Annotated in this window: 21 protein-coding genes; 12 read left to right on the top strand and 9 right to left on the bottom strand. The window is 72.9% G+C overall.

Features of this window, described 5'->3' with window-relative positions; translation table 11 throughout:
* Positions 1-33: 33 nt before the first annotated feature.
* Positions 34-702, bottom strand: a complete 669-nt coding sequence (locus IE239_RS12175; RefSeq protein ID WP_190149267.1) for a class F sortase — start codon at positions 700-702, stop codon at positions 34-36.
* A 333-nt stretch (positions 703-1,035) separates the two neighbouring features.
* Between IE239_RS12175 and IE239_RS12170 the strand changes: the two genes are divergently transcribed.
* Positions 1,036-1,542, top strand: coding sequence for a hypothetical protein (locus IE239_RS12170; protein ID WP_190149266.1), 507 nt, complete (start codon positions 1,036-1,038; stop codon positions 1,540-1,542).
* A 137-nt stretch (positions 1,543-1,679) separates the two neighbouring features.
* Here the strand turns inward: IE239_RS12170 and IE239_RS12165 are convergent, their stop codons facing one another.
* Both IE239_RS12165 and IE239_RS12160 read right to left on the bottom strand, forming a co-directional pair.
* Complete coding sequence (locus tag IE239_RS12165; RefSeq protein WP_190149265.1) at positions 1,680-2,219, bottom strand: hypothetical protein; 540 nt, start codon at positions 2,217-2,219, stop codon at positions 1,680-1,682.
* Positions 2,220-2,455: 236 nt separating this feature from the next.
* Positions 2,456-3,220: a bestrophin-like domain gene (locus IE239_RS12160; RefSeq protein WP_190149264.1), complete on the bottom strand. Its 765-nt coding sequence runs from the start codon at positions 3,218-3,220 to the stop codon at positions 2,456-2,458.
* A 934-nt stretch (positions 3,221-4,154) separates the two neighbouring features.
* On the opposite strand from IE239_RS12160, the gene IE239_RS12155 reads away from it, so the two are divergent.
* The 4 genes from IE239_RS12155 to IE239_RS12140 all read left to right on the top strand — a co-directional run bounded on the left by IE239_RS12155 (position 4,155) and on the right by IE239_RS12140 (position 8,884).
* Positions 4,155-5,147 (top strand): SCO0930 family lipoprotein, encoded by a 993-nt coding sequence (locus tag IE239_RS12155; protein WP_190149263.1) that lies wholly within the window; start codon positions 4,155-4,157, stop codon positions 5,145-5,147.
* A gap of 340 nt (positions 5,148-5,487) precedes the next feature.
* Entirely contained in the window at positions 5,488-6,300 is an 813-nt protein-coding gene (locus tag IE239_RS12150; RefSeq protein ID WP_190149262.1) for an SAM-dependent methyltransferase, read from the top strand.
* A complete protein-coding gene (locus IE239_RS12145; RefSeq protein ID WP_190149261.1) occupies positions 6,297-8,432 on the top strand; it encodes a putative bifunctional diguanylate cyclase/phosphodiesterase in 2,136 nt (711 codons plus the stop codon). Before IE239_RS12150 ends, IE239_RS12145 begins: the two co-directional genes overlap by 4 nt.
* Before the next feature lie 50 nt (positions 8,433-8,482).
* Complete coding sequence (locus tag IE239_RS12140) at positions 8,483-8,884, top strand: nuclear transport factor 2 family protein (RefSeq protein ID WP_190149260.1); 402 nt, start codon at positions 8,483-8,485, stop codon at positions 8,882-8,884.
* Between the two features lie 312 nt (positions 8,885-9,196).
* Here IE239_RS12140 and IE239_RS12130 read toward each other — a convergent pair whose 3' ends face one another.
* Positions 9,197-10,081, bottom strand: a complete 885-nt coding sequence (locus IE239_RS12130) for a LysR family transcriptional regulator (protein WP_190149259.1) — start codon at positions 10,079-10,081, stop codon at positions 9,197-9,199.
* 120 nt (positions 10,082-10,201) lie between these two features.
* On the opposite strand from IE239_RS12130, the gene IE239_RS12125 reads away from it, so the two are divergent.
* From IE239_RS12125 to IE239_RS12095, 7 genes are all read left to right on the top strand, one after another.
* A complete protein-coding gene (locus IE239_RS12125) occupies positions 10,202-10,873 on the top strand; it encodes a succinate dehydrogenase (RefSeq protein ID WP_190149315.1) in 672 nt (223 codons plus the stop codon).
* The gene (locus IE239_RS12120; RefSeq protein WP_190149258.1) at positions 10,874-12,823 is read left to right on the top strand and encodes a fumarate reductase/succinate dehydrogenase flavoprotein subunit; all 1,950 of its coding nucleotides are present in this window, start codon (positions 10,874-10,876) and stop codon (positions 12,821-12,823) included. It abuts the gene before it with no gap.
* Positions 12,820-13,569, top strand: a complete 750-nt coding sequence (locus tag IE239_RS12115) for a succinate dehydrogenase/fumarate reductase iron-sulfur subunit (protein ID WP_190149257.1) — start codon at positions 12,820-12,822, stop codon at positions 13,567-13,569. Before IE239_RS12120 ends, IE239_RS12115 begins: the two co-directional genes overlap by 4 nt.
* A gap of 330 nt (positions 13,570-13,899) precedes the next feature.
* Positions 13,900-14,676, top strand: a complete 777-nt coding sequence (locus tag IE239_RS12110; RefSeq protein ID WP_190149256.1) for a GNAT family N-acetyltransferase — start codon at positions 13,900-13,902, stop codon at positions 14,674-14,676.
* Complete coding sequence (locus IE239_RS12105; RefSeq protein ID WP_190149255.1) at positions 14,676-15,575, top strand: lysophospholipid acyltransferase family protein; 900 nt, start codon at positions 14,676-14,678, stop codon at positions 15,573-15,575. The genes IE239_RS12110 and IE239_RS12105 overlap by 1 nt, the downstream gene beginning before the upstream one ends.
* A gap of 7 nt (positions 15,576-15,582) precedes the next feature.
* Positions 15,583-16,167 (top strand): TerD family protein, encoded by a 585-nt coding sequence (locus IE239_RS12100; protein ID WP_190149254.1) that lies wholly within the window; start codon positions 15,583-15,585, stop codon positions 16,165-16,167.
* Positions 16,168-16,390: 223 nt separating this feature from the next.
* The gene (locus IE239_RS12095) at positions 16,391-16,882 is read left to right on the top strand and encodes a phosphatase domain-containing protein (RefSeq protein ID WP_190149253.1); all 492 of its coding nucleotides are present in this window, start codon (positions 16,391-16,393) and stop codon (positions 16,880-16,882) included.
* A gap of 63 nt (positions 16,883-16,945) precedes the next feature.
* On the opposite strand, the gene IE239_RS12090 is transcribed toward IE239_RS12095, so the two are convergent.
* From IE239_RS12090 to egtA, 5 genes are all read right to left on the bottom strand, one after another.
* Positions 16,946-17,161: a dodecin gene (locus tag IE239_RS12090; RefSeq protein ID WP_190149252.1), complete on the bottom strand. Its 216-nt coding sequence runs from the start codon at positions 17,159-17,161 to the stop codon at positions 16,946-16,948.
* Positions 17,162-17,609: 448 nt separating this feature from the next.
* Positions 17,610-18,572, bottom strand: a complete 963-nt coding sequence (gene egtD / locus IE239_RS12085; protein WP_190149251.1) for an L-histidine N(alpha)-methyltransferase — start codon at positions 18,570-18,572, stop codon at positions 17,610-17,612.
* Complete coding sequence (gene egtC / locus IE239_RS12080) at positions 18,569-19,360, bottom strand: ergothioneine biosynthesis protein EgtC (RefSeq protein ID WP_190149250.1); 792 nt, start codon at positions 19,358-19,360, stop codon at positions 18,569-18,571. The genes egtD and egtC overlap by 4 nt, the downstream gene beginning before the upstream one ends.
* Complete coding sequence (gene egtB / locus IE239_RS12075) at positions 19,360-20,712, bottom strand: ergothioneine biosynthesis protein EgtB (protein WP_190149249.1); 1,353 nt, start codon at positions 20,710-20,712, stop codon at positions 19,360-19,362. The genes egtC and egtB overlap by 1 nt, the downstream gene beginning before the upstream one ends.
* Positions 20,709-22,010 (bottom strand): ergothioneine biosynthesis glutamate--cysteine ligase EgtA, encoded by a 1,302-nt coding sequence (egtA, locus tag IE239_RS12070; protein ID WP_190149248.1) that lies wholly within the window; start codon positions 22,008-22,010, stop codon positions 20,709-20,711. Before egtA ends, egtB begins: the two co-directional genes overlap by 4 nt.
* Positions 22,011-22,316: the final 306 nt, after the last annotated feature.

The raw sequence follows: 22,316 nt of genomic DNA, 5'->3' as shown, positions 1-22,316 counted from the left end.
CCCGGCGCCTCGCCCGCCCGGTCCCGGCGCCGCTCAGCGGACCTCGACCAGGCGGGCGAAGGCGACGACGTTCCCGTCGTAACCGTTCGCCTTGGAGAAACCGCCGCCGCAGGTGATGACCCGCAGTTCGGGAGAACCCTTGGACGCATAGACGCGGTCGCCGGGGAAATTGCTCTTCTCGAAGACCTCGATGCCGTAGATCTCGAAGACCGCGGTCTTTCCGTCCCTGCGGGACACCTCGACGCGGTTTCCCTTCTTCAGCGCACCGAGCCCGTAGAACACGGCGGGGCCCAGTCTGTTGTCGACATGGCCGACGACGACCGCCGTGCCCTTCTCGCCCGGCGAGACGCCGCCGGTGAACCAGCCGGCCAGGTTCGGATCTTCCGGCGGCGGCGCGCCGACCCAGCCGTCCGCGTCCAGGCCTACCGCCATGACCGGCGCGTCCACCCGGATCGCCGGGATCCGCACCCGGTCCGGCTCGGCGTAGGCCAGCGGGGTCGGGGCCCGGCCGAGAGCGGCGGCCGTGCGGCCGTCCGCGGCCGCCGCGGCGGCCGGCTGCGGCGGGCCGACGTCGAACTCACCGGACCCGTTGCGGATCAGCGCGAGACCCGTCAGCAGAACAAGCGCTATCACGCCCCAAGGGGCGCGCTTCCTCCGCCGCTCCTCCTCTTCCGCCGCCTCGGACAGCTCGTACGCAGACATTCGCCATCCCCTTTCGACGCGGCCGTCGCCCCGTCCTTTCGCGCATACGAGAACGCTAAGTCCCGGGACGCGAACCGGCGACGGGGCGGCGGCGAACGGGTGGCCCGGACACCGTGCGGTGCGCCATCCGAGTCGACGGCGAAAGGAATTTTCTGACGGTCCGTGACCTGCGGCTATGACCGGTCGCGCGTATTCCGCCCGGCGTGTCCTCTCACCAGGACGGACCATTCCCGAAATGCGGGCGCGCGCACGGCATCTGAGGGTCTTTCCGGGAGGTGCTTTCTCGCCGACATACCGGGGACGGGCCCCGGGGCGCCTTCCGCGGAGGATCTCATGCGCACCACTCGTGTCCTGGCCGCCTCGGCGGTCTCCGCCGCCGCGGTCGCCGCCCTCGGACTCGCCGCCCCCGTCGCCGTCGCACGCGACGGCATGGGCGCCAACCCGAGGAACATCGTCGTCCTGCCCAGCGTCATCGCACGCGGCGGCCAGATCACCGTCACCGTCGACGGCTGCCCCGGCGGCGGATTCATGACCTCGCCCGCGTTCACACAGGCCGGCCTGACGCCGATCGACGGCCCCAACCAGACCGCCAAGGGGACGGCGACCATCAACGCCAACGCCCATCCCGGCGCCTACGACATCACCGTCAACTGCTCCGGCAAGCCGCTCACCCGCCCGGCCGCCTTCACCGTCATCGGCGGTGTGCGCGGCGGCCTCGGCGGCAGTGTCGGCACCGGCGCGACCTCGACCGACATGGCCATCGGCGGCGGGCTCGTCGCCGCGGCCGTGCTCGGCGGAGCCCTGTTCTGGATGCGGCGCCGCGCGGAACGCCGTATCTGAGAAAGCTGCATCCGAGACCGCCGGATCTGACGTCTACCCCTTCGCGGACCGTTCGCGGACCGCACGTGAAGCGGGCCTCGGCCCCGGATCCTCTCGGGATCCGGGGCCGAGGCCCGTGCACGGCGCGGCACCGGCCGTCAGCCGCCGTCCTCCTCGCCGCGGCGCCGTGCGAAGCGGTACGCGGCGGCCACCGAACCCGCGATGAGCGCGGCGCCCAGCCCCGTCTCCCGGAGGTCGAACCCCGCGGCGCTGCCGCCCTGGCCGGCGTGCACGCCGCTCGGGACGGGATAGGGCGCCGGGGTGACGTCGGCCGGGCGGCGTCCGGCGATCGTCAGCTCCTTGATCGCGCTGACGCCGCCGCAGGTGAACGTCACCCGGTACGTCGCTCCCGGCCGTGCGTCCCGGTCGACCGTGGTCACGGCCGACGTCGACGCCCTCGGGACGACGACCGTGTCGAACACCCCCGACGTCACCGTCACGGAGTTCCTGCAGCCGCTGACCTCGCGGTCCACCCGGAGGGCGACCTGGCCGCCCGCCGCGACCGTCGAGGGCAGCACGCTGTAGCCGTTGGACATGACGTAGTGGCCGTCGTCGTCGTTCGCGACGGCGGCCGATGCGCAGAAGGCCAGGGCGGTGGCGCCCAGGAGCGCGGCCGAGGCGACGGGTATCGCGCGCATGGTGGATCCTCCGGTCTCCGAGGAGCGACTGCGGACCTGTTCCGCTCATGTCGTCGATACACCTCGATGTCCGAAACGCTAGGAACATGTGTGCGTGGCCGCGATCGCAGTAGTGCGAACGGGTCACGGCGGTAGGCCGCTCAGGGGAAACGGCTGCTGCGTCCGGGGGACGGCCCCGGCGTGGCGGCCGCACCCGGTGCGGGCGAACGCAGCGGGTGGACGTCGGTCCCGGCGGCTCAGCCCCTGACGCCGGGGAACAGATTGAGGAACGGCTCCGCCGACGCGGTGACGCCCCTGCTGTAGGGGGCGTCGAAGTCCCAGATCAGGAAGAGCAGAAACGCGATCAGCGCGGAGAACAGCCCGGCCAGGACCAGTTCGCGGGCCGTGCGCCGGATCTGCAGCGCGAAGACCATGCCGATGGTGATGACGGCCCCCGCCAGCAGCCCGAACCACACCACGCCCGGCATGGTCGCCCCGGTCGAGTCGGCGCGGGCGTGACGCGCCTGGTCGGCCGCGGCCATCTGGTCGAGCAGCGGCTGGTAGGCCTGCGCCTGGAAGTCGGAGGCCGGCTGGTGGTCGGTGACGTCCGCCCGGACCTTCTGGAGCAGCGCGTCGCCGCGCGGGGTCACCTCGCCGTCGTCGGCCATCTTCTTCCACTCGACGCCGACGACGTGTCCGACATAGGCGTTGACATCCGCGCGAATGCGGTCACGGACGTCCGGCGGGTAGACCCGCACCCGCTCCGAGATCTCGTGCAGCGCCTGGGCCTCCGCCTGGACGTGGTCCTGCGCGACGCTGCGCGCCTCCCAGACGCCCGCGATGGCCAGGCCCAGGACGATGGCGTACACCACGCCGATCCACATCGTCATGTACTCGATGACGTCAGGGGTCTCGGTGGGGTCTTCGTCCTCGGGCGCCCTGCGGTGCCGTACGAGGGTGACGACGACCACCACCGCGCAGGCGGCGAGCATCGCGAGGGTGAGAACAAGCCATTCCGGCAAGAGGGGCCTCCTGGATGGGCGTCAGCGCGGTCGCAGCGCGGCGACGGCGATCACCGCGGGCACGGTGATGAGCAGGACGTAGGTGACCGGCGACTGCCCGCCGCGGACCGGTCGCTGCCGCGGCGCGGAGTGATACGCCGGATAGCCGACCGGGCGCGCGGAGGGGGACGGGGCCGGCCTGGGCGTGGGAGTCGGCGGTGGCGTCGGTTCGGGGACGGCACGCGGGCGCGGCGGCGCGGGCCGGGCCGGCGCGGGCGCCGGACGCGGTTCCGGGGGCGGTGGTGCGGGCTCGGGAGGCGGCGTCGGGGCGGGTCCGGGCCGCGGAGGCGGCGACGGCGGGGGAGTGGGAGTGGGGGTGGGGGGCGGGGTCGGCTCGGGCGTCGGGGAGGGCGTCGGCGGCGGGCTCACGGGGGGCGCAGGCCACCCGGGGCCGCCCGCGACCGCCATCGCCTCGATGCCGTCCGGGCCCGTCGAGGCGTACGCGCACGCGTCGGCGGTCGCCGTTGCGGCCGGCGCGGCCGCGAGGATCCAGGCCACGGTCACCACGGCCAACGCCCTGGTGAGAAGAGCGGATCGGATCGGTTTCGGTCCATGCACGACGGAGATCATCCGGCTTCGCCCGCCGCCCCGTGTCCCGCCCGGTGGGGATTGCCCCGAACGGGGGAAGTCGCGCTTCGCGGGTTTGCCTGTCGGTGCGCTCGCGCATCCGGCCGGCCGTGCGCGTGTGCGAGCGGCCCGGCCCGGCCCTTCGCACGCGGCCGCCGCGGCCCTCGCGGAGGCCCTGAGCTGCCCGGTCCCGCCCCGCGTCACAGGTCACGGAAAAGAAAATCCTGCCGCGTTTGAACACAACCACCGCCCCGGTGCGTACTGAGGGCTGTGCGGCGGCGCAGCAGGGCGCTGCAACACCCTTGTGACGATCGGGGAGTTGTTGACGATGAAGACCACCTGGCGGAGCGCCTCACTCGCGGCGGGCACGGTGGCCGTGCTGGCGCTGACGACGGCGTGCGGATCGGAAAGCGGCACGTCGGCGTCGAGCCAGAACGTCGGAGCCACGGCTCCGGCGGGTGGCATCGCAGGCGTCGGCGGCGGCTACGGCGCTGCGGGCGCCGGTGCGGGCGCCAGCACTCCCGGCGCCGTCGGCGCGGGGACCGGAACGGGAACCGGAGCCCAGCCGGCCGGAGCCGGCGAGCTGGCCGTCTCCGCCAACGGCGAACTCGGCAAGATCCTCACCGACAGCGCCGGAAAGACCCTCTACCGCTTCGACGCGGACACGGCCGAACCGCCCAAGTCGAACTGTGACGGCGACTGCGCGACCGCGTGGCCGCCGGTGTCCGCGGACGACGTCAGCGCCGGTGACGGCATCGACAAGTCGCTGCTCGGCGAGATCACCCGCTCCGACGGCTCCAAGCAGCTCACCGTGGGCGGCTGGCCCGCCTACTACTACGCCAAGGACGCCAACGCCGGCGACACCTCCGGCCAGGGCGTGGGCAACAAGTGGTTCGCGCTGACCCCCGAGGGCAAGAAGGCCAAGTCGGGCGGCGGCGCCTCCGACTCAGCCCTGGCGGGGCTGTCCGTCCGCAAGGACCCCAACCTGGGCGAGATCGTCGTCGACAAGAACGGCATGACGGTCTACCGCTTCCTCAAGGACAAGGCGTGGCCCAAGCCGGTGTCGAACTGCAACGGCGCCTGCCTGCAGAAGTGGCCGGTCGTCGCGCCGGTCGAGCCCAACGACACCAAGGGCGTGCAGAAGAAGGGCCTGATGAACTTCACCCGCGGTGACGGCGTCAGGCAGCAGACCGTCAACTGCTCGCCGATCTACACCTTCGCCGGCGACAAGGCCCCCGGCGACATCAACGGCCAGGGCGTGGGCGGCACGTGGTACGCCGTCGCGCCCGACGGCAAGCTGGTCGGAGCGCCGGCGCAGTAGAGATCGCCTCCCCAGGGCCGATCCCCGCGACTGCCCCTCGCGCACGACCGCTGGTCCGCCCCCTCCGCGCCGCACGGAGGGGGCGGACCGCTGTGTTTGTCCCGGCCGCGTGTCGTGTGCGTAGACTTTCGCCGCCCCGAGTGCCGCCCCGTGGGCGTCGTGGAGACGCTCCGGAGCCCCTCGGGCACTTTTCGTAGCCCCGTGGGAGGTTCGTCGATTCGGCACGTGCCGCAGGCAGTGACCGGGAACGGACGGTCAATTTCCGTTTCTGCTCGCCCGTTTGGCGGGCGATCAGTAGCCTCAGCTCGAACACCGGATCGCCTACGCCTTGGAGAGATAGATGGAGCGTCCCGCCTGGGCCCCTCGGAGCATCGACATCTCGGTGCCGAGCGTCTCGCGGATCTACGACTACTACCTGGGCGGTTCGCACAACTTCGAGGTGGACCGGGAAGCGGCCCGCAGGGCGATGGAGTTCCTGCCGGGACTGCCGAAGATCAGCCAGGCGAACCGGGCGTTCATGCGCCGTGCCGTGCGCTACGCGCTCGCCGAGGGCGTCACCCAGTTCCTCGACATCGGCTCCGGCATTCCCGCCTTCGGCAGCGTGCACGAGGTCGCCCAGGCGGCGAGCCCCGGGTCGCGCGTGGTCTACGTCGACCACGACCCGGTGGCCGTGGCGCACAGCGAGGCGGTGCTGGCGGACAACGCCCACGCCGACGTCGTGGCCGCCGACCTGCGCAAGCCGCGGGAGATCCTGCACAGCCCCCAGGTCGCGCGGCTCATCGACCTGGACCGGCCGGTGGCGCTGCTGCTGGTCGCCGTCCTGCATTTCGTGGAGGACGCGGACGACCCGTACGCGGCGGTGGCCGAGCTGGGCGCGGCGCTCGCGCCCGGCAGTCTTCTCGTGCTCACGCACGCCTCGTACGAGGGAATCCCGATGCCGACGGAGCGGGCCGAAGGCGCGGTCGACGTGTACAAGGAAATCCGCAATCCGCTGATCATGCGCTCTCGGGACGAGATCGGGCGGTTCTTCGAGGGGTACGACATGGTGGAACCGGGACTGGTGCCCATGCCGCGCTGGCGGCCGGACACGGCGCCGGAGGACGAGGATCCCTGGGCCCTCTCGGGTTTCGCCGGCGTGGGGCGTACGGCGTGACCGCGGAGCCGGACGGGCCGGAGGACAGACTGCGGCGGTTCGCGACGATCTGGAGCCGGGCCGTGTTCCCGGTGACCTCGACGTCGTTGACCCGGCCCGAACTGGAGGAGCGGCTGCTGCCGTTGGCGCGACGGCTGCGCGGGGCGCTGCTGGAGCGCGGCTTCGACGCCGAGACCGGCAAGGACGTCGGCGCCGCCCTGGTCGACACGCACTGCACGGACCCCGACGCGCTCAGCCACTCTCTGGACTGCGTCGACGCCTACCTGGTGCTGTACTGCGGCGAGGACGGCCCCCAGGAGGACCTGCGCAACCGCGCCTCGCGGCTCCAGCACGCCATGGCGGCCGGCTTCGCGCGGGCCCTGCGCGAGCGCACGCTCGCCGAACAGGAGACCATCGCCCAGGCCGCGTTGCGCGCCCAGGGTGTCGTCGCGCAGGCGCTGCACTCGAGCGAGGCGCGCTTCCGGGCGGTCTTCGAGGGCGCCGCGATAGGGATCGGCATCGCGGACCTCGACGGCAACGTTCTGCAGATCAACGGGGCGTTGCTGCGCATGTTCGGCGGCTCCGAGCAGACCCTGCGGGGCCGTAGGGTCCAGGACCTCACCCACCCCGAGGACGCGCCCCAGACCTGGAAGCTCTACGACGAGCTCGTCCGCGGGGAGCGCGAGCACTACCACACGGAGAAGGCGTTCAGCCGGCCCGACGGAACGGTCCTGTGGACCAATCTGACGGTCTCCCTGCTGCGGGACGCCGACGGCAACCCGCAGTACCAGCTCGCCCTGATGGAGGACACCACCGAGCGTCGGCTGCTCAACCTCCGGCTCCGCTACGAGGCGACCCACGACGCGCTCACCGGCCTGCCCAACCGCACGCTGTTCTTCGAACGCCTGGAGAAGATGCTCGGCGCCGGCGAGGGCAAGCGCTTCGGGCTGTGCTACCTCGACCTGGACGGCTTCAAGACCATCAACGACAGCCTGGGTCACGCGGCCGGCGACCGGCTCCTCGTCGAGGTCGCCGACCGGCTCCAGTCCTGCGCGACCGCGCCCGGCGAGATGGTCGCGCGCCTCGGCGGCGACGAGTTCGTCGCGCTGACCACCGGCCCCGACACCCGCCACGAGGTCGACGAACTCGCCGCGCGCATCATGAACGCCCTGGTCGCACCGGTGAGCATCGACGGCCGTGAGCTGACGGTGCGCGGCAGCATCGGCATCGTCGAGGGCCCGGCGGGAGAGCGCAGCGCGGCCGAGGTGCTGCGCAGCGCCGACATCACCATGTACCGGGCCAAGTCGGCGGGCGGCAACCGCTTCGAGCTCGCCGATCCCGAGGCGGACGCCCGGGCGATCACCCGGCACGGCCTGACCACGGCGCTTCCGGCGGCCCTCGAGCGCGGTGAGTTCTTCATCGAGTACCAGCCGCTGGTCCACCTGGGCGACGGCAGTGTGCGCGGGGCCGAGGCCCTGGTGCGCTGGCTGCATCCCCAGCACGGAGTGCTCGGCCCGGACCGGTTCATCCCGCTCGCCGAGCACACGGGGCTGATCGTGCCGTTGGGACGCTGGGTCCTGGAGCAGTCCGTCCGCCAGGCCGGCCAGTGGTGTGAGCGCGCCGGCGGCGCCGGCCCCCTGCGCGTCAACGTCAACCTCTCTCCGTGCCAGCTCACCCATCCCGGTCTGGTGCAGGACACCGTCGACATCCTCGAACGCGCGGGCGTGCGGCCGGAGGCCCTGTGCCTGGAGGTGACCGAGTCGGCGTTGATCGGGGCCGACGACGACCTGCTCAAGCCGTTGCGCCGGCTCGCGGAGATGGGCGTCGACATCGCCCTGGACGACTTCGGGACGGGGTACTCCAACCTGGCCAACCTGCGCCGGCTCCCGGTGAGCGTGCTCAAGCTGGACCGCTCCTTCACCCAGGGCATGCAGCAGTTCCCCGCGGACCCGGTCGACCTCAAGATCGTCGAGGGGATCGTCTCGCTCGCCCACAGTCTGGACCTCGCGGTGACGGTGGAGGGCGTGGAGACCGGCGCGCAGGCGGAGCAGCTGCGGATACTGGGCTGTGACACCGCCCAGGGCTGGTACTACGCCCGTCCGGGTCCGCCGGACCGGCTCCACGAACTGGCCCTGGTGGACGCGACGGGCTGAGCGCGCACCTCGGTTGCGGGGATGCGCGGGCCGGGCGCGAAAATCGGGGGATGACTCACGCAGACGACGACGTGAACGAGGCGATCGCCGGCGAACTGGCCCTGCTGGACCCGGCCGTGCGCGCCTCCCGCGCCCGTTTCGAGCCACTGCTCGACTCCGAGTTCGTGGAGGTGGGCTCCTCGGGCCGCCGCTACACGTACGAGGACATGGTGGCCTGGCTGCCCGACCACGAGGGCGGTTCGCCGGACAACTCCCCGGACGGCGGCCCCCGCTACGAGCCGTCGTCCATCGAGGGGGTCGTGCTGGCGCCCGGTCTGGTCCACCTCACCTACGAGACCGACTTCGACGGCCGGCGCGCCCGCCGCAGCTCGCTCTGGCGCAGGCGGAGCGAGGAGACGGGCTGGCGGATGTACTACCACCAGGGGACACCCGTGCCGTCCGGGGCGGAGTAGGTCAGCCCGCCTCCCGCGCGCGGACGTCGTCGGCCACCGCCACGGCGGCCCGCACGAGCGCGGCCGTGGCCGTGGAGCGGGACCGCTGGGGCCGGGCGACGGCCATGACGGCGGCGGGTGCGTCCAGGACGGGCCGGTGGACGACCCCGGGCCGGGGGCAGCGCTCGGCTACGGAGGCGGGCAGCAGGGCGACCAGCTCGCCCGGGCCGACGAGCGTGAGGAGCCGGGCGAGGTCCTGGCCCCGGCCGCGTACCTCCTCAATGAAGGTGCTCGGGCCCGCCCTCCTGCGGGGCTGACGCCGCCGGGCGGCCTTCAGCGCTCCAGCAGCATCCGCTGGAGCTCCCTGGCCGCACGGGGCGGGGCCACGTCGCTGCGGTGGGCGAGGGCGATCGTGCGGTGCAGGCCGGGCCGGGCGAGCGGGGTGACCCGCAGTCCCCGGCCCGAGCGGGCGGCCACCATGCGGGGGACGACGGCCACCCCGAGGCCGGCCCGCACGAACCCGAGCACCGCGTCCATCTCCCCGCCCTCGACCGCGAAGTCGGGCTCGAAGCCCTCGGCCCGGCAGGCGGCCACGGTGAGTTCCCGCAGGTCGTAGCCGTGCCGGAACATCACCAGACGCTCTTGCTCCAGGTCGGCGATCCGCACGGTCCGCCGTCCGTCGCCCGGCTGGGAGGCCTCCGGCGAGGACACCACGACCAGGTCCTCGCGCAGCAGCTCCACCGTCGTCAGCGCCGGGGACGGCGTCGGCAGGGGCAGGACGACCAGGGCGAGGTCGAGGACGCCGCGGGCCAGCTCCCGGACGAGGTCGTGCGAGCCGCCCTCCTCGATCAGCAGCCGGATGCCCGGGTAGCGGTCGTGGAAGGCGCGCAGCACGTCCGGCAGCAGACCCGTGCACAGGCTCGGCGTGGCCCCCAGCCGCACCCGGCCGCCGCGCAGCTGCACCAGTTCCTGCACCTCGTACCGGGCGGTCTCGGTGTCGGCCAGGATCCGGCGGGCCAGCGGCAGCAGCGCCTCGCCCGCGTCGGTGAGCGTGATGTTGCCCCGCGCTCGCTGGAACAGGTCCGCGCCCAACTCCCGCTCCAGCGCCTTGATCTGCTGCGACAGCGACGGCTGCGCGACGTGCACGAGCTCGGCGGCCCGGGTGAAGTGCCGGGTCTCGGCCACCGCCACGAAGTACTGGAGCTGCTGGAACTGCATACCGCTATGATAGGCGCACGCTATGGAAACGAGCCGCACCATGTCTTGGACCGATGCGGGGTGCCCGACCTAGCGTCTTGACCCATGGCTCTGGCAACGCGGACCGACCGACGGTCGTCCATCGCGCGCACCGTGTGGGACTCCTCCGTCGGCAAGAAGACGGTGATGGCCGTCAGCGGTCTGATCATGCTGCTGTACCTGGTCGTCCACATGATCGGCAACCTGAAGATCTTCTTCGGGCCGGACGAGTTCAACCACTACGCGCACTGGCTGCGCACGGTGGGCGCGCCGTTCATGCACGAGGAGTGGACGCTCTGGCTGATCCGGGTCGTGCTGGTCGCCGCGGTCGTCGCACACGCCGTCTCCGCGTACCAGCTCAGCCGCCGCGACATCCGCGCGCGCCCCGCCAAGTACGTCCACCGCAGGCCCCGGGCGAGCTATGCCACGCGCACCATGCGCTGGGGCGGTGTCATCCTCGGCCTGTTCATCGTCTGGCACGTCCTCGATCTGACGACCGGCACCGTGCACAGCGGCGGCTTCCAGGAGGGCCACCCCTACCAGAACGTCGTGGACACCTTCTCCACCTGGTACGGCGACGTCGTGTACATCGTGGCCATGCTCGCGCTCGGCCTGCACGTGCGGCACGGCTTCTGGAGCGCCGCCCAGACCCTCGGCGCCGGCAGCCGCACCCGCGACCGCGCCCTCAGGGCCACCGCCGACGTCCTCGCCCTCCTGCTCACGGCCGGCTTCATCGCCGTTCCCGTGGGCGTCATGACCAAAGTGGTGAGCTGAATGACCGACTACACCGACTACGCCACCGGCGAACCCCTCTTCGACGCCAAGGCGCCCGAGGGACCGATCGCCGAACGCTGGGACAGGCGCCGTTTCGAGGCCCGGCTGGTCAACCCGGCCAACCGGCGCAAGCACACCGTGATCGTCGTCGGCACCGGCCTGGCCGGGGGCTCCGCGGGCGCCACCCTCGCCGAACAGGGCTACCACGTCGTCCAGTTCTGCTACCAGGACTCCCCGCGCCGCGCCCACTCCATCGCCGCGCAGGGCGGCGTCAACGCGGCCAAGAACTACCGCAACGACGGCGACTCGATCCACCGCCTCTTCTACGACACCGTCAAGGGCGGCGACTTCCGGGCGCGTGAGTCCAACGTCCACCGCCTCGCGCAGATCTCGGTCGAGATCATCGATCAGTGCGTGGCCCAGGGCGTGCCCTTCGCCCGCGAGTACGGCGGTCTGCTCGACACCCGCTCCTTCGGCGGCGTGCAGGTCTCGCGGACCTTCTACGCCCGCGGCCAGACGGGACAGCAACTGCTGCTCGGCGCCTACCAGGCCCTCAGCCGGCAGATCGCCGCGGGGAACGTCGAGATGCACCCTCGCACCGAGATGCTCGACCTGATCGTCGTCGAGGGGCGGGCGCGCGGCATCGTCGCCCGCGACCTGATCACAGGGAAGGTCGACGCCCACTTCGCGGACGCCGTCGTCCTGGCGACCGGCGGTTACGGAAACGTCTTCTACCTGTCGACCAACGCGATGAACTCCAACGCCACCGCGATCTGGCGGGCGCACCGGCGCGGCGCCTGGTTCGCCAACCCCTGTTTCACCCAGATCCACCCCACCTGCATCCCCCGCACCGGCGACCACCAGTCGAAACTGACGCTGATGAGCGAGTCGCTGCGCAACGACGGCCGGATCTGGGTGCCGAAGGCCAGGGGCGACGACCGTCAGCCGAACGAGATCCCCGAGGACGAGCGCGACTACTACCTGGAGCGCGTCTACCCCTCCTTCGGCAACCTGGTCCCGCGCGACATCGCCTCCCGCGCCGCGAAGAACGTCTGCGACGAGGGCAGGGGCGTCGGGCCCGGCGGACAGGGCGTCTACCTGGACTTCGCCGACGCCGTCCGGCGCATGGGCCGCAAGGCCGTCGAGGCGAAGTACGGCAACCTGTTCGACATGTACCAGCGGATCACCGACGAGGATCCGTATGAGGTCCCGATGCGGATCTACCCGGCCGTGCACTACACGATGGGCGGACTGTGGGTCGACTACGACCTGCAGACCACCGTCCCGGGCCTGTTCGCGATCGGCGAGGCCAACTTCTCCGACCACGGCGCCAACCGGCTCGGCGCGAGCGCCCTCATGCAGGGCCTGGCCGACGGCTACTTCGTCCTCCCGGCGACCGTCAACGACTACCTCGCCCGCAACCCGGACCGCGGCGCGGTGGACGACCGCCACCCGGTCGTCCAGGAGGTGCTGGCCGAGACGCAGGACCGGCTCCACCTGCTCCTGTCCGTCGACGGCGACCGCACCCCCGACTCCTTCCACCGCGAACTGGGCGAGCTGATGTGGGAGTTCTGCGGAATGGCCCGCACGGACTCCGGACTGCGCAAGGCCCTGGAGCGCATCCCGCAGATCCGCGAGGAGTTCTGGCGGCGCATCAAGGTGCCCGGCGTCGGCGAGGAGTTCAACCAGTCCCTCGAGAAGGCCAACCGCATCGTCGACTACCTGGAGCTCGCCGAGCTGATGTGCCTGGACGCCCTGCACCGCGCCGAGTCCTGCGGCGGCCACTTCCGCGAGGAGTCGCAGACCCCGGACGGCGAGGCGGCCCGCCGGGACGACGCGTTCGCCTACACGGCCGCCTGGGAGTTCACCGGCGCCGGCACGGCCCCCACCCTGCACCGGGAAGACCTGGTCTTCGAGTACGTCCACCCCACCCAGCGGAGCTACGCATGAAGCTCACCCTGCGCGTGTGGCGGCAGCGCGCCGCCGACGCCGACGGTGCCATGTCCACCTACGAGGTGGACGGCATCTCGCCGGACATGTCCTTCCTGGAGATGCTCGACACCCTCAACGAGGACCTCATCCTGCGGGGCGAGGACCCGGTCGCCTTCGACCACGACTGCCGCGAGGGCATCTGCGGCGCCTGCTCGCTCGTCGTCAACGGCGACGCGCACGGCCCCGAACGCACCACCACCTGCCAGCTGCACATGCGGTCCTTCCAGGACGGCGACACCATCGACGTCGAGCCGTGGCGGGCCGCCGCCTTCCCGGTGATCAAGGACCTCGTCGTCGACCGCTCGGCCTTCGACCGCATCATCCAGGCCGGCGGGTACATCACCGCCCCCACCGGCGCCGCCCCCGAGGCGCACGCCACCCCCGTACCCAAACCGGACGCCGACTTCGCCTTCGAACACGCGGAGTGCATCGGCTGCGGCGCGTGCGTGGCGGCCTGCCCCAACGGCGCGGCGATGCTCTTCACCTCCGCCAAGATCAACCACCTCAACGTGCTGCCGCAGGGCGCGCCCGAGCGCGAGACGCGGGTCCTGGAGATGGTCGCGCAGATGGACGAGGAGGGCTTCGGCGGCTGCACCCTCGCGGGGGAGTGCGCGACGGCCTGCCCCAAGGGCATCCCGCTGGTGTCCATCACCGGCATGAACCGGGAGTGGCTGCGCGCCACCCGCAAGGCGGCCGGGCGGTAGGGCCGCCGGGCAGTCGAGAAGAGCGTCCGCCGAACAGTGCGGACGGGCGGGACCGGGAGTGGTGCTCGACCCCGGTCCCGTCTGGCTCTCCGGCAGGGCGCCCGCGCCCACCCCGCCCACGGCGTCACGGGCCGTGGCCGTCGCGCAGCCGTGCGCCCGGACGACGAGGGCCCGCGACAGCGCGGGGCCCGAGGCGTTCAGCAACCTCACACCCGCTCTCTTGGCGTTGGACACACGAAGGTCAGCCGGCATCGGAAGAACAGGGGTGGCGGACCGCACGGCACCGCTCAGCCGCCGCCTCGCCGACCCGGCCCCTGACTGGAGAGAGCCATGACCGGCATATCCACGCTCGACCGTCCGCCGCATTCCACGGCGCCCACCCGTTACACGGTCTCCCTGGCCCGCGACGAGGCCGACGTGCGCGCCGCGCAGCGCCTGCGGCACGACGTCTTCGCCGGAGAGATGGGCGCCCTGCTGGACACCTCGCAGCCGGGCCACGACGTCGACGCCTTCGACGCCCACTGCGACCACCTGCTGGTACGCGAGGAGTCCACGGGGCAGGTCGTCGGCACCTACCGGCTGCTGCCCCCGGAGCGTGCGGCTCTCGCCGGACGGCTCTACTCCGAGGGCGAGTTCGACCTCGGCGCACTCGACCCGATCCGGCCCGGCCTGGTCGAGGTCGGCCGCTCCTGCGTGCACCCCGCGCACCGCGACGGCGCCGTCATCGGCCTCATCTGGGCCGGCATCGCCCGCTACATGGTGGACCGCGGCCACGAGTGGCTGGCCGGCTGCTGCTCCGTCCCGCTCGCCGACGGCGGTGTGCTGGCGGCGGCGACCTGGGACCGGGTGCGCGACCGTCACCAGGCGCCGCAGGAGTTCCGGGTACGGCCGCTGCGGCCCTGGACCCCGGACGGCGACGGGGCCGGCCCGGTCGCCCTCGCCGGGCTCCCCGCGCTGTTGCGCGGCTACCTCCGCCTCGGCGCCTGGGTGTGCGGGCCACCCGCCCACGACCCCGACTTCGGCGTCGCCGACCTGTACGTGCTGCTGTCGATGCGCCGGGTCGACCCGCGCTACCTGCGGCACTTCCTCTCCCTCGTCCCGGCCTGATGAGCGTCTGGCTGCCCAGCGCCCCCTGCACGCCCCGGGGGTGCGTGCGGGCCACGGCGTCCCTGGTGAGGCTGCCCCGGGCCGTGCTGCGGCTCACCGAGGTGGCCGTGCTGGTGCTCGCCGGGGTCGCGCTGTCGCCGCTAGGCGGACTGATCCCGGCCCGCACGGTGCGCTGGTGGAGCCGGGCCGTCGTGCGGGCGGCGGGGGTCCGGCTCCGGGTGACCGGCGCGACCGCGCCCACCGCCACCGGGCTGCTCCTGGTCGCGAACCACATCTCCTGGCTGGACATCCCGCTGCTGGCGGGCGTCCGGCCTGCCCGGATGCTCGCCAAGGCCGAGATACGGCGCTGGCCGGTGGCGGGCGCGCTCGCCGCGCGCGGGGTCCTGTTCATCGACCGTGACCGGCTGCGCGCCCTGCCCGCCACGGTCGCCCGGATCGCCGACGCCCTGCGTGCCGGGCGGGCGGTCGCGGTCTTCCCGGAGGGCAGCACCTGGTGCGGCCGCGCCCAGGGGCACTTCCGGCGGGCGGTGTTCCAGGCGGCGCTGGACGCGGGTGCGCCGGTACAGCCCGTGCGCATCGGCTACCGGGAGCGCGGGGGAGCGGCCAGCACCGCGCCCGCGTTCGTCGGAGACGACTCGCTGCTCGCCTCGGTGTGGCGGGTGGTGTGCGCGCGGGACCTGGTGGCCGAGGTCCAGGTGCTGCCCGTACTCGAGCCCGGCAGCCACCCCGACCGCAAGACCCTGGCCGCGGCCGCCGGCACCCGCGTCCTGGGCGCTCCGCCGAGGACGCGCCCGCCCGACGCGGTCCCGGTCCTGGTCCCGGTCCCGGGGGGTGGCGTGGGAACCGCGAAGGCGTCAGACACACTCTGCGTGTTGTCAGACCTTCACGCCAAAGGATGAGCCACACATGATCACCCTCACCAAGGAAGACGGCCCGGCCGACCTCGACGGAGTGACCCGCCTGTCCCTCGGGGTCTCCTGGGATCCCACCGCCGGCAGCAGCGGAGGGGTGCTGGGCAAGCTGCGCCGCAAGTCCGGCACCGACCTCGACCTGATCGCCGTCGCCATGCAGGGCGGCGACCCGGTGCGCCTCGCGGGACTCGACTCGCTCGACCCGATGGGCAACGGCTCGCTCGTGCACAGCGGCGACAACCAGACCGGCCACGGCGACGGGGACGACGAGACGCTGACCGTCGAGTTCGCGCGGATACCGCCCAACATCACGTCGATCGTGTTCGTCGCCGCCGCGTTCAAGAAGGGCAGCTCCTTCCAGAAGGCGCGCAACATCAGCTTCAAGGTCTACGACGCGACCGGGGGCAACTCCCAGCAGGTCGCCGACATCTGGCCGAGCCTGCTGACCCAGGACAACGGCTGCGCCGTGGCCAAGGCCGTCCGGGTCGGAGGCGGTTGGAAACTCGAGGTGATCAACGTCACGGGCAAGATCAAGCAGGGCGACGAACACGCCCTGATGCGTTTCGCCGTCAGCAAGTAGCGGCCGTCCGCGAGCGCCGCCGGAGAGCGTGCGCGGTGCGTTCCCGGAGGGGCCGTCGGTTCACCGAGGCGTCGGGGGTCCGACCGGGTCGCCGAACGCACGGCCTCGGCGGTGAGCGCGTCTGTCCCGTCCGGGAAGGCCCGCGGGCCGCGGGGAGACCGACGCCCGGACGGGGGAGAGGGCGCCGGGTGGCGGATGGCGGCTTCCTGCTTAGGGTGGCGTCGTGACCGACAGCAGCAGACGGCCTCTCGCCGTCTTCGATCTGGACAACACCCTTGCCGACACGGCCCACCGGCAGCGGTTCCTGGAGCGCAGGCCGCGCGACTGGGAGGCCTTCTTCGCGGCCGCGCCGCAGGACCCGCCGATCCCGGAGGGCGTCGCGCTGGCCGTGGCGAGCGCCGAGGAGTGCGAGGTCGTCTACCTCACCGGCCGGCCCGAACGCTGCCGGCGGGACACCCTGGCCTGGCTCGCCGCGCAGGGGCTGCCAGGGGAGCGCCTGCACATGCGGCGCGACGACGACCGCAGGCCCGCGCGCCGCACCAAGCTGGAGACCCTGCGCCGGCTCGCCCGCGAGCGCGACGTGCGCGTCCTGGTGGACGACGACGAGCTGGTGTGCGACGACGCCGAACGCGCCGGTTTCACCGTGGTCAGGGCCCGCTGGGCCGTTCCTTCGGGCACGCTGAGGCAGGCACAGGAGGGGGAGGGCCGCACCTGAGGCCCGCTCCGTGCGCCGGATCCCCGCGTCCGGTGGACCGCCGTCCGTGAGAGCGGCGGGCCGTCAGTCCGCCTCGTCGAGACGGAAGCCGACCTTCAGCCCCACCTGCCAGTGCGCGATGTCGCCGTTCTCGAGCTGGCCGCGCACCTGGGTGACCTCGAACCAGTCCAGGTTGCGCAAGGTCCGCGAAGCCCGGGCGAGGCCGTTGCGGACGGCCGCGTCGACGCCGTCCGGCGAGGTGCCGACGATCTCCGTGACCCGGTAGGTGTGGTTCGACATCAGGGGTCTCCTCTCGACCGTGACGGCGTCACGTCGGCGTCGTCACGTGTGTCACGCGTCACTCCACCGTGCCCCAAGCCGCGGCGGAGCGCGAGACGTCGGACCGACGGAGCAGACGGCGGTGGGGGCCGCGCAGGGTCGCGCGGCCCCCGGCCCGCCCGAGCGGGCCGCCGTCGAGGCGGAAGGCCGGGTCGAGGACCGCATGACGCAGGTCCTCACCGGCTCCGCGGCGGCCGGGGCCCGCCGCTTCATACGCCGCATCGCACAGGCGCTGACGGTCCGGCTGCGGACACCGGACCGTCAGGCGGCCGCCGTGAGGTCGTCGCGAGGCCGTCGCCCCGCCGTCGTGAGGTCGTCCACCGGCCGGCGTCCGGCATTCGGCCGGAGTGCAGCCGCCCGACCTGCGGCCGCCCGGCAAGCCGTCTCACGGCCGCCCGACGGGCACCGCCTACCGCACGGTGCTCGACGACAGCGCGAAACGCGCCGCACGGTCGGTCCACCAGTGCGTCAACTCCAGCCCCGCGGCTGCCAGTTCCGCACGCACTCCCTCCTCCCGGAACTTCGCCGACACCTCGGTGCGCAGTTCCTCGCCGGCCGCGAAGTCGACGGCCAGATCGAGTGCGGGCACCTTCACGGTCTGCGCGGTGCGGGAGCGCAGCCGCATCTCGATCCACTCGTCGTGCCGGTTCCAGAGCGCCACGTGGTCGAAGGCGCCGGCGTCGAAGTCGGCGCCGAGTTCCCGGTTGACCACGGTCAGGACGTTCTTGTTGAAGGCGGCGGTCACGCCGGCCGCGTCGTCGTACGCCGGGACCAGCACCCGCTCGTCCTTGACGAGGTCGGTGCCGAGCAGCACCGTGTCGCCCGGCGCGAGCATCGCCCGGACCGAGGCCAGGAACACCGCGCGCTCGGCCGGCAGCAGATTGCCGATCGTGCCCCCGAGGAAGGCGAGCAGCCGGGGCCCCGGGGTGTCGGGCAGTGTCAGCCCCGCCGTGAAGTCGGCGATCAGGGCGTGCACGTTCAGCCCGGGCCGTTCGGCGATCAGTGCCTGTCCGGCCCGGGTGAGCGCGCTCTCGCTGACGTCGACGGGCACGTAGGTGTCCAGGCCGGTGAGCGCGTCGATGAGGTGGCGGGTCTTCTCCGAGGAGCCCGAGCCGAGTTCCACGAGCGTGCGGGCGCGGGCCGCCGCGGCGATCTCGCCGCAGCGGTCCACGAGGATCTCGCGCTCGGCGCGCGTCGGGTAGTACTCGGGCAGTTCGGTGATCCGCTCGAACAGCTCGCTGCCGTGCGCGTCGTAGAACCACTTGGGCGGAAGCGTCTTGGGCGTGTGGGTGAGGCCGCGCAGGACGTCGTCGCGCAGGGCGGCGTCCGTGGCGTCCTCGGGGAGGGTGCGGGTGATCTGGAAGGGGCTCACGTGCCGGTCTCCTCGAGTGGTGCGGATGCCGCGTCCCGGCTCGGGTCCTTGAGCGGGGTGAGCAGGACGTCGGCGCGGCTCGCCACGAGCAGGGTGCGGTCCGGGACCTCCTGCCAGCGCGGGTCGTCGTCGTACGGTTCGGAGGCCACGACCGCGCTCAGACCGGGCTCCGCCAGATACCACAGGGTGTCGCCCCAGGCGGTCGCGGCGATGGTGGCGCCGTCGGTGAGCAGCAGGTTCAGGCGGGATCCGGGGGCCGCGTCGGCGACCTCCAGCACCGTGTCCGCCAGGGCCTGGCCCCCGGTGTCCCCGGCGCGCAGCCGGGCCAGCACGAGCGCCCACACGAACGCGGAGTCGTTGCGGGCCTCCATCGACAGCAGCGCGGAGGCGGGCACCGTGCCGGCGAGCGGCTCCAGCGAGCCCGGCCAGCCGGCCACCGCCCCGTTGTGGCTGAACAGCCGGCCCTCCGCCGCGTACGGCGCGGCGGCGGCCTCGGCGTCGGCGCCGGCCAGGGTGGCGTCGCGTACGGCGGCCAGCAGCGCCCGGCTGCGCACCACCCGCGCCAGGTCGGCGAAGGACAGGTCGGCCCAGATCGGTCCGGCCCTGCGGTAGCGTGCCGGCGCCGGGTCGCCGTCGGCGTACCAGCCGATCCCGAATCCGTCGGCGTTGACCGTCCCGTACCGCTGCCGCCGGGGCGCCCACGACTGGCGGTACAGGGCGTGCGGGGGCTCCACCAGGAGGCGGCCCAACGGCTCCTCCGGCCCCAGGAAGGCGAGGTGGCGGCACATCAGACGCTCTCCGAGCGGGCGGTGCGGAAGCCGGAGAAGATCTGCCGCCGGATCGGGTAGTCCCAGTTGCGGAAGGTGCCACGGCAGGCCACCGGGTCCACCGCGAACGAACCGCCGCGCAGCACCTTGTACTCGGGGCCGAAGAACACCTCCGAGTACTCCTTGTACGGGAACGCCCGGAAGCCGGGATACGGAAGGAAGTCGCTGGACGTCCACTCCCAGACGTCCCCGATCAACTGCCGTACGCCGAGCGGCGACTCACCGGCCGGGTAGCTGCCCGCGGGGGCCGGCCGCAGATGACGCTGACCCAGGTTGGCGTGTTCGGGTCCGGGATCGGCGTCGCCCCACGGATAGCGCGTCGAGCCGCCGGTCGCGGGGTCGAAGCGGGCCGCCTTCTCCCATTCGGCCTCGGTGGGCAGCCGGCGTCCGGCCCAGCGGGCGTAGGCGTCGGCCTCGTACCAGCACACGTGCACCACCGGCTCCTCGGGCGGCACGGCCTCGGTGGTCCCGAAGCGGCGGCGCAGCCACTGTCCGCCGTCCCGCCGCCAGAACAGCGGGGCGTGGATGCCGTGTCCGCGGATGTGCGCCCAGCCCTCCTTCGTCCACCAGCGTTCCTGGTCGTACCCGCCGTCCTCGATGAACGCCTGGTAGGCGCCGTTGGTCACCGGGGTGGTGTCGATGCGGAACGGCGCGACCTCGCGCCGGTGCGCGGGCAGTTCGTTGTCCAGCGCCCAGGGCTCGCCGGTGGCGCCCATCGTGAACGGGCCTCCGGGCACGAGCACTTCGGCCGGGCCGGTGGACAGCGGCGCCGGGTCCGGGTCGGGCGCGGTCAGGGCGGGCGGGCCCGTGCGGAGCTGATGGGTGATCAGCATGGTCTCGTCGTGCTGCTGTTCGTGCTGCGCGATCATCCCGAACGCGAAGCCGGCCTCCGTCAGCCGGGTGCCGTGGAAGTCGGCCGACTCCAGCATGTCCAGCACCCGGCCGCGTACCTCGGCCGCGTACCGGCGGGCCTCGGCGGGCGGCAGCAGCGGCAGTGTGGGCCGTTCGGCGCGCGAGTGCTCGAAGGCGTCGTAGAGGCCGTCGATCTCCGGGCGCATCGCCTCCCGGCCGGCCACCGCGCGCAGCAGCCACAGTTCTTCCTGGTTGCCGATGTGCGCGAGGTCCCATACCAGCGGCGACATCAGCGGGGAGTGCTGGGCGGTGAGGTCGGGGTCCTCGACGCAGCTCGTCAGCAGCGTGGTGCGTTCGCGGGCCGTGGTGAGCGAGTCGAGCACCCGGGTGCGGAGGGTGTCCGCGTCCGGAGCGGGCTCGGCGCTCGGCGCGGGCTCGGTGTCCAGGGCGGGCTCGGTCATGAGCGGTGGTCCTTCCCGTTCGCGTGGGTGTCGACGCCGCGCAGGCGGTCGAGCTGGTCGTCGGCCGGGGTGCGGCCCCTGCTGACGTAGCGGTCGAGGTAGTCCGCCACGGCCGCCACGACGTCGTCACCGGCGCCGAGGCGCGGCAGCGCCCGCAGGGCGGTGTCGAAACAGGTGACGGCGGTCTCGTGCAGCTCGGGGTCGGCCAGCCCGTGGCGGGCGGCGTCGGTCCACAGCGGATTGTGCGGGGCGGGCAGCGGCCGGGCCCGCTCGGCGAGCGGCTTCACCGCGCGGTAGGCGGCCTCCGCGGCCTCCGGGTCCTCGAACAGGGCCGTCGTCACCGCGAGCGGGACGATCCAGCCGTCGTCGCCGGGCTGGGCGTCGATCATGCGCAGCTCCAGGTGGCCGCGCGGTCTGACCGGCGGGAACAGGGTGCTGATGTGGTAGTCGAGGTCCTCCCGGGTCGGGGCTCCCGTCCGGGTCCACTCCCGGAAGGTGAGCCGCTCGGGCACGTGCCACGGGCCGTCCGCGCGCCGTACGCACATCACCGGGGAGTCCAGTACGTGCCGGGCCCAGGCGGCGCGTGGATCGCCGTCCAGGACGGGCCCGCCCGCGCGGCCCGCGCCGATCTCCGTCCAGAGCAGCTGCCGGGTGGAGCGCCAGCCGGTGGAGACGCCGCCGAGCAGGGGGGAGTTGGCGAAGGCCGCCACCAGCACCGCGCCCAGTGTGTGCGACAGCCACCAGCGCCGTCCGAGTCCCAGCGGGCCGGGCTCCTCGTAGCCGGCGTCGAGGCAGACCTGAACGGAGGCCGAGGCGCACATCATGGCGCGGCCCGCCGGGCCCGTCCGGTCGAGGCAGGCCTCCATGGCGTCGTAGCGGGGTTCGCGCAGGAAGCGGCGCGGTGTGCGCCAGGGATCCGTGCCGCTGCCGGCGAGAGCGAGGCCGTGCCCGTCCAGGACCGTGCGGACGGCGGCGAGATCGGCGGAGACGGTGCGCACGCACTCCGTCAGGGAGGCGGCCGGCGGCGAGCTCAGCTCCAGCTGGCCGCCGGGTTCGACGGTGAGCGGAGAACTCAGCGGCACGGCGCGCAGTGCGGCGTAAGCGGTTTCGAGTCGTTCGGGCGGGACGGGGAGGTGCGGCGAGCGCAGCTCGTGGACGAGCCATTCCAGTTCCACCCCGACGGTGCGGGGCGGGCCGGTCTTGAAACAGATGCCCCTCACCAGCGCCTCCACCTCGGCTTCGGTGAGGGCGGTGCGGGGCTCCGCTTCGTCGGTACAGTCACTGACCGAGTCGGACATGTCGGGATCCTCCTGAGATTCCACCATGCCACCGGTCCCACCCCGGTGCGGGCCGGACCGGTATGGCTCGTTCCACCCAAGACCCTCGATCCGATCCGCACAAGGGTGCAGATCGGGACTTTCGGTATCGTGGATCTCGGCTTCCGTGTCGTTTCCGTGTCGATTCCTGCCGGTTCACTGCCGGTTTCCCGACCGCTCGCAGCCACCCCCGACCTGCTTCCCGGACGCACCCGGCGTATGCGTCACACGGTCCCGGCACCGGAAAATCCTGTTGCACACGCTGTCCAGCATCGCTGACGATGCGTG

Origin of the sequence: Streptomyces humidus (genome assembly GCF_014649655.1) — a bacterium.
In the GTDB taxonomy this organism is placed as follows: Bacteria; Actinomycetota; Actinomycetes; order Streptomycetales; family Streptomycetaceae; genus Streptomyces; species Streptomyces humidus.
Note: the sequence above shows the minus strand (reverse complement) of the source record. Positions and strands in the feature narration are given on the sequence as shown.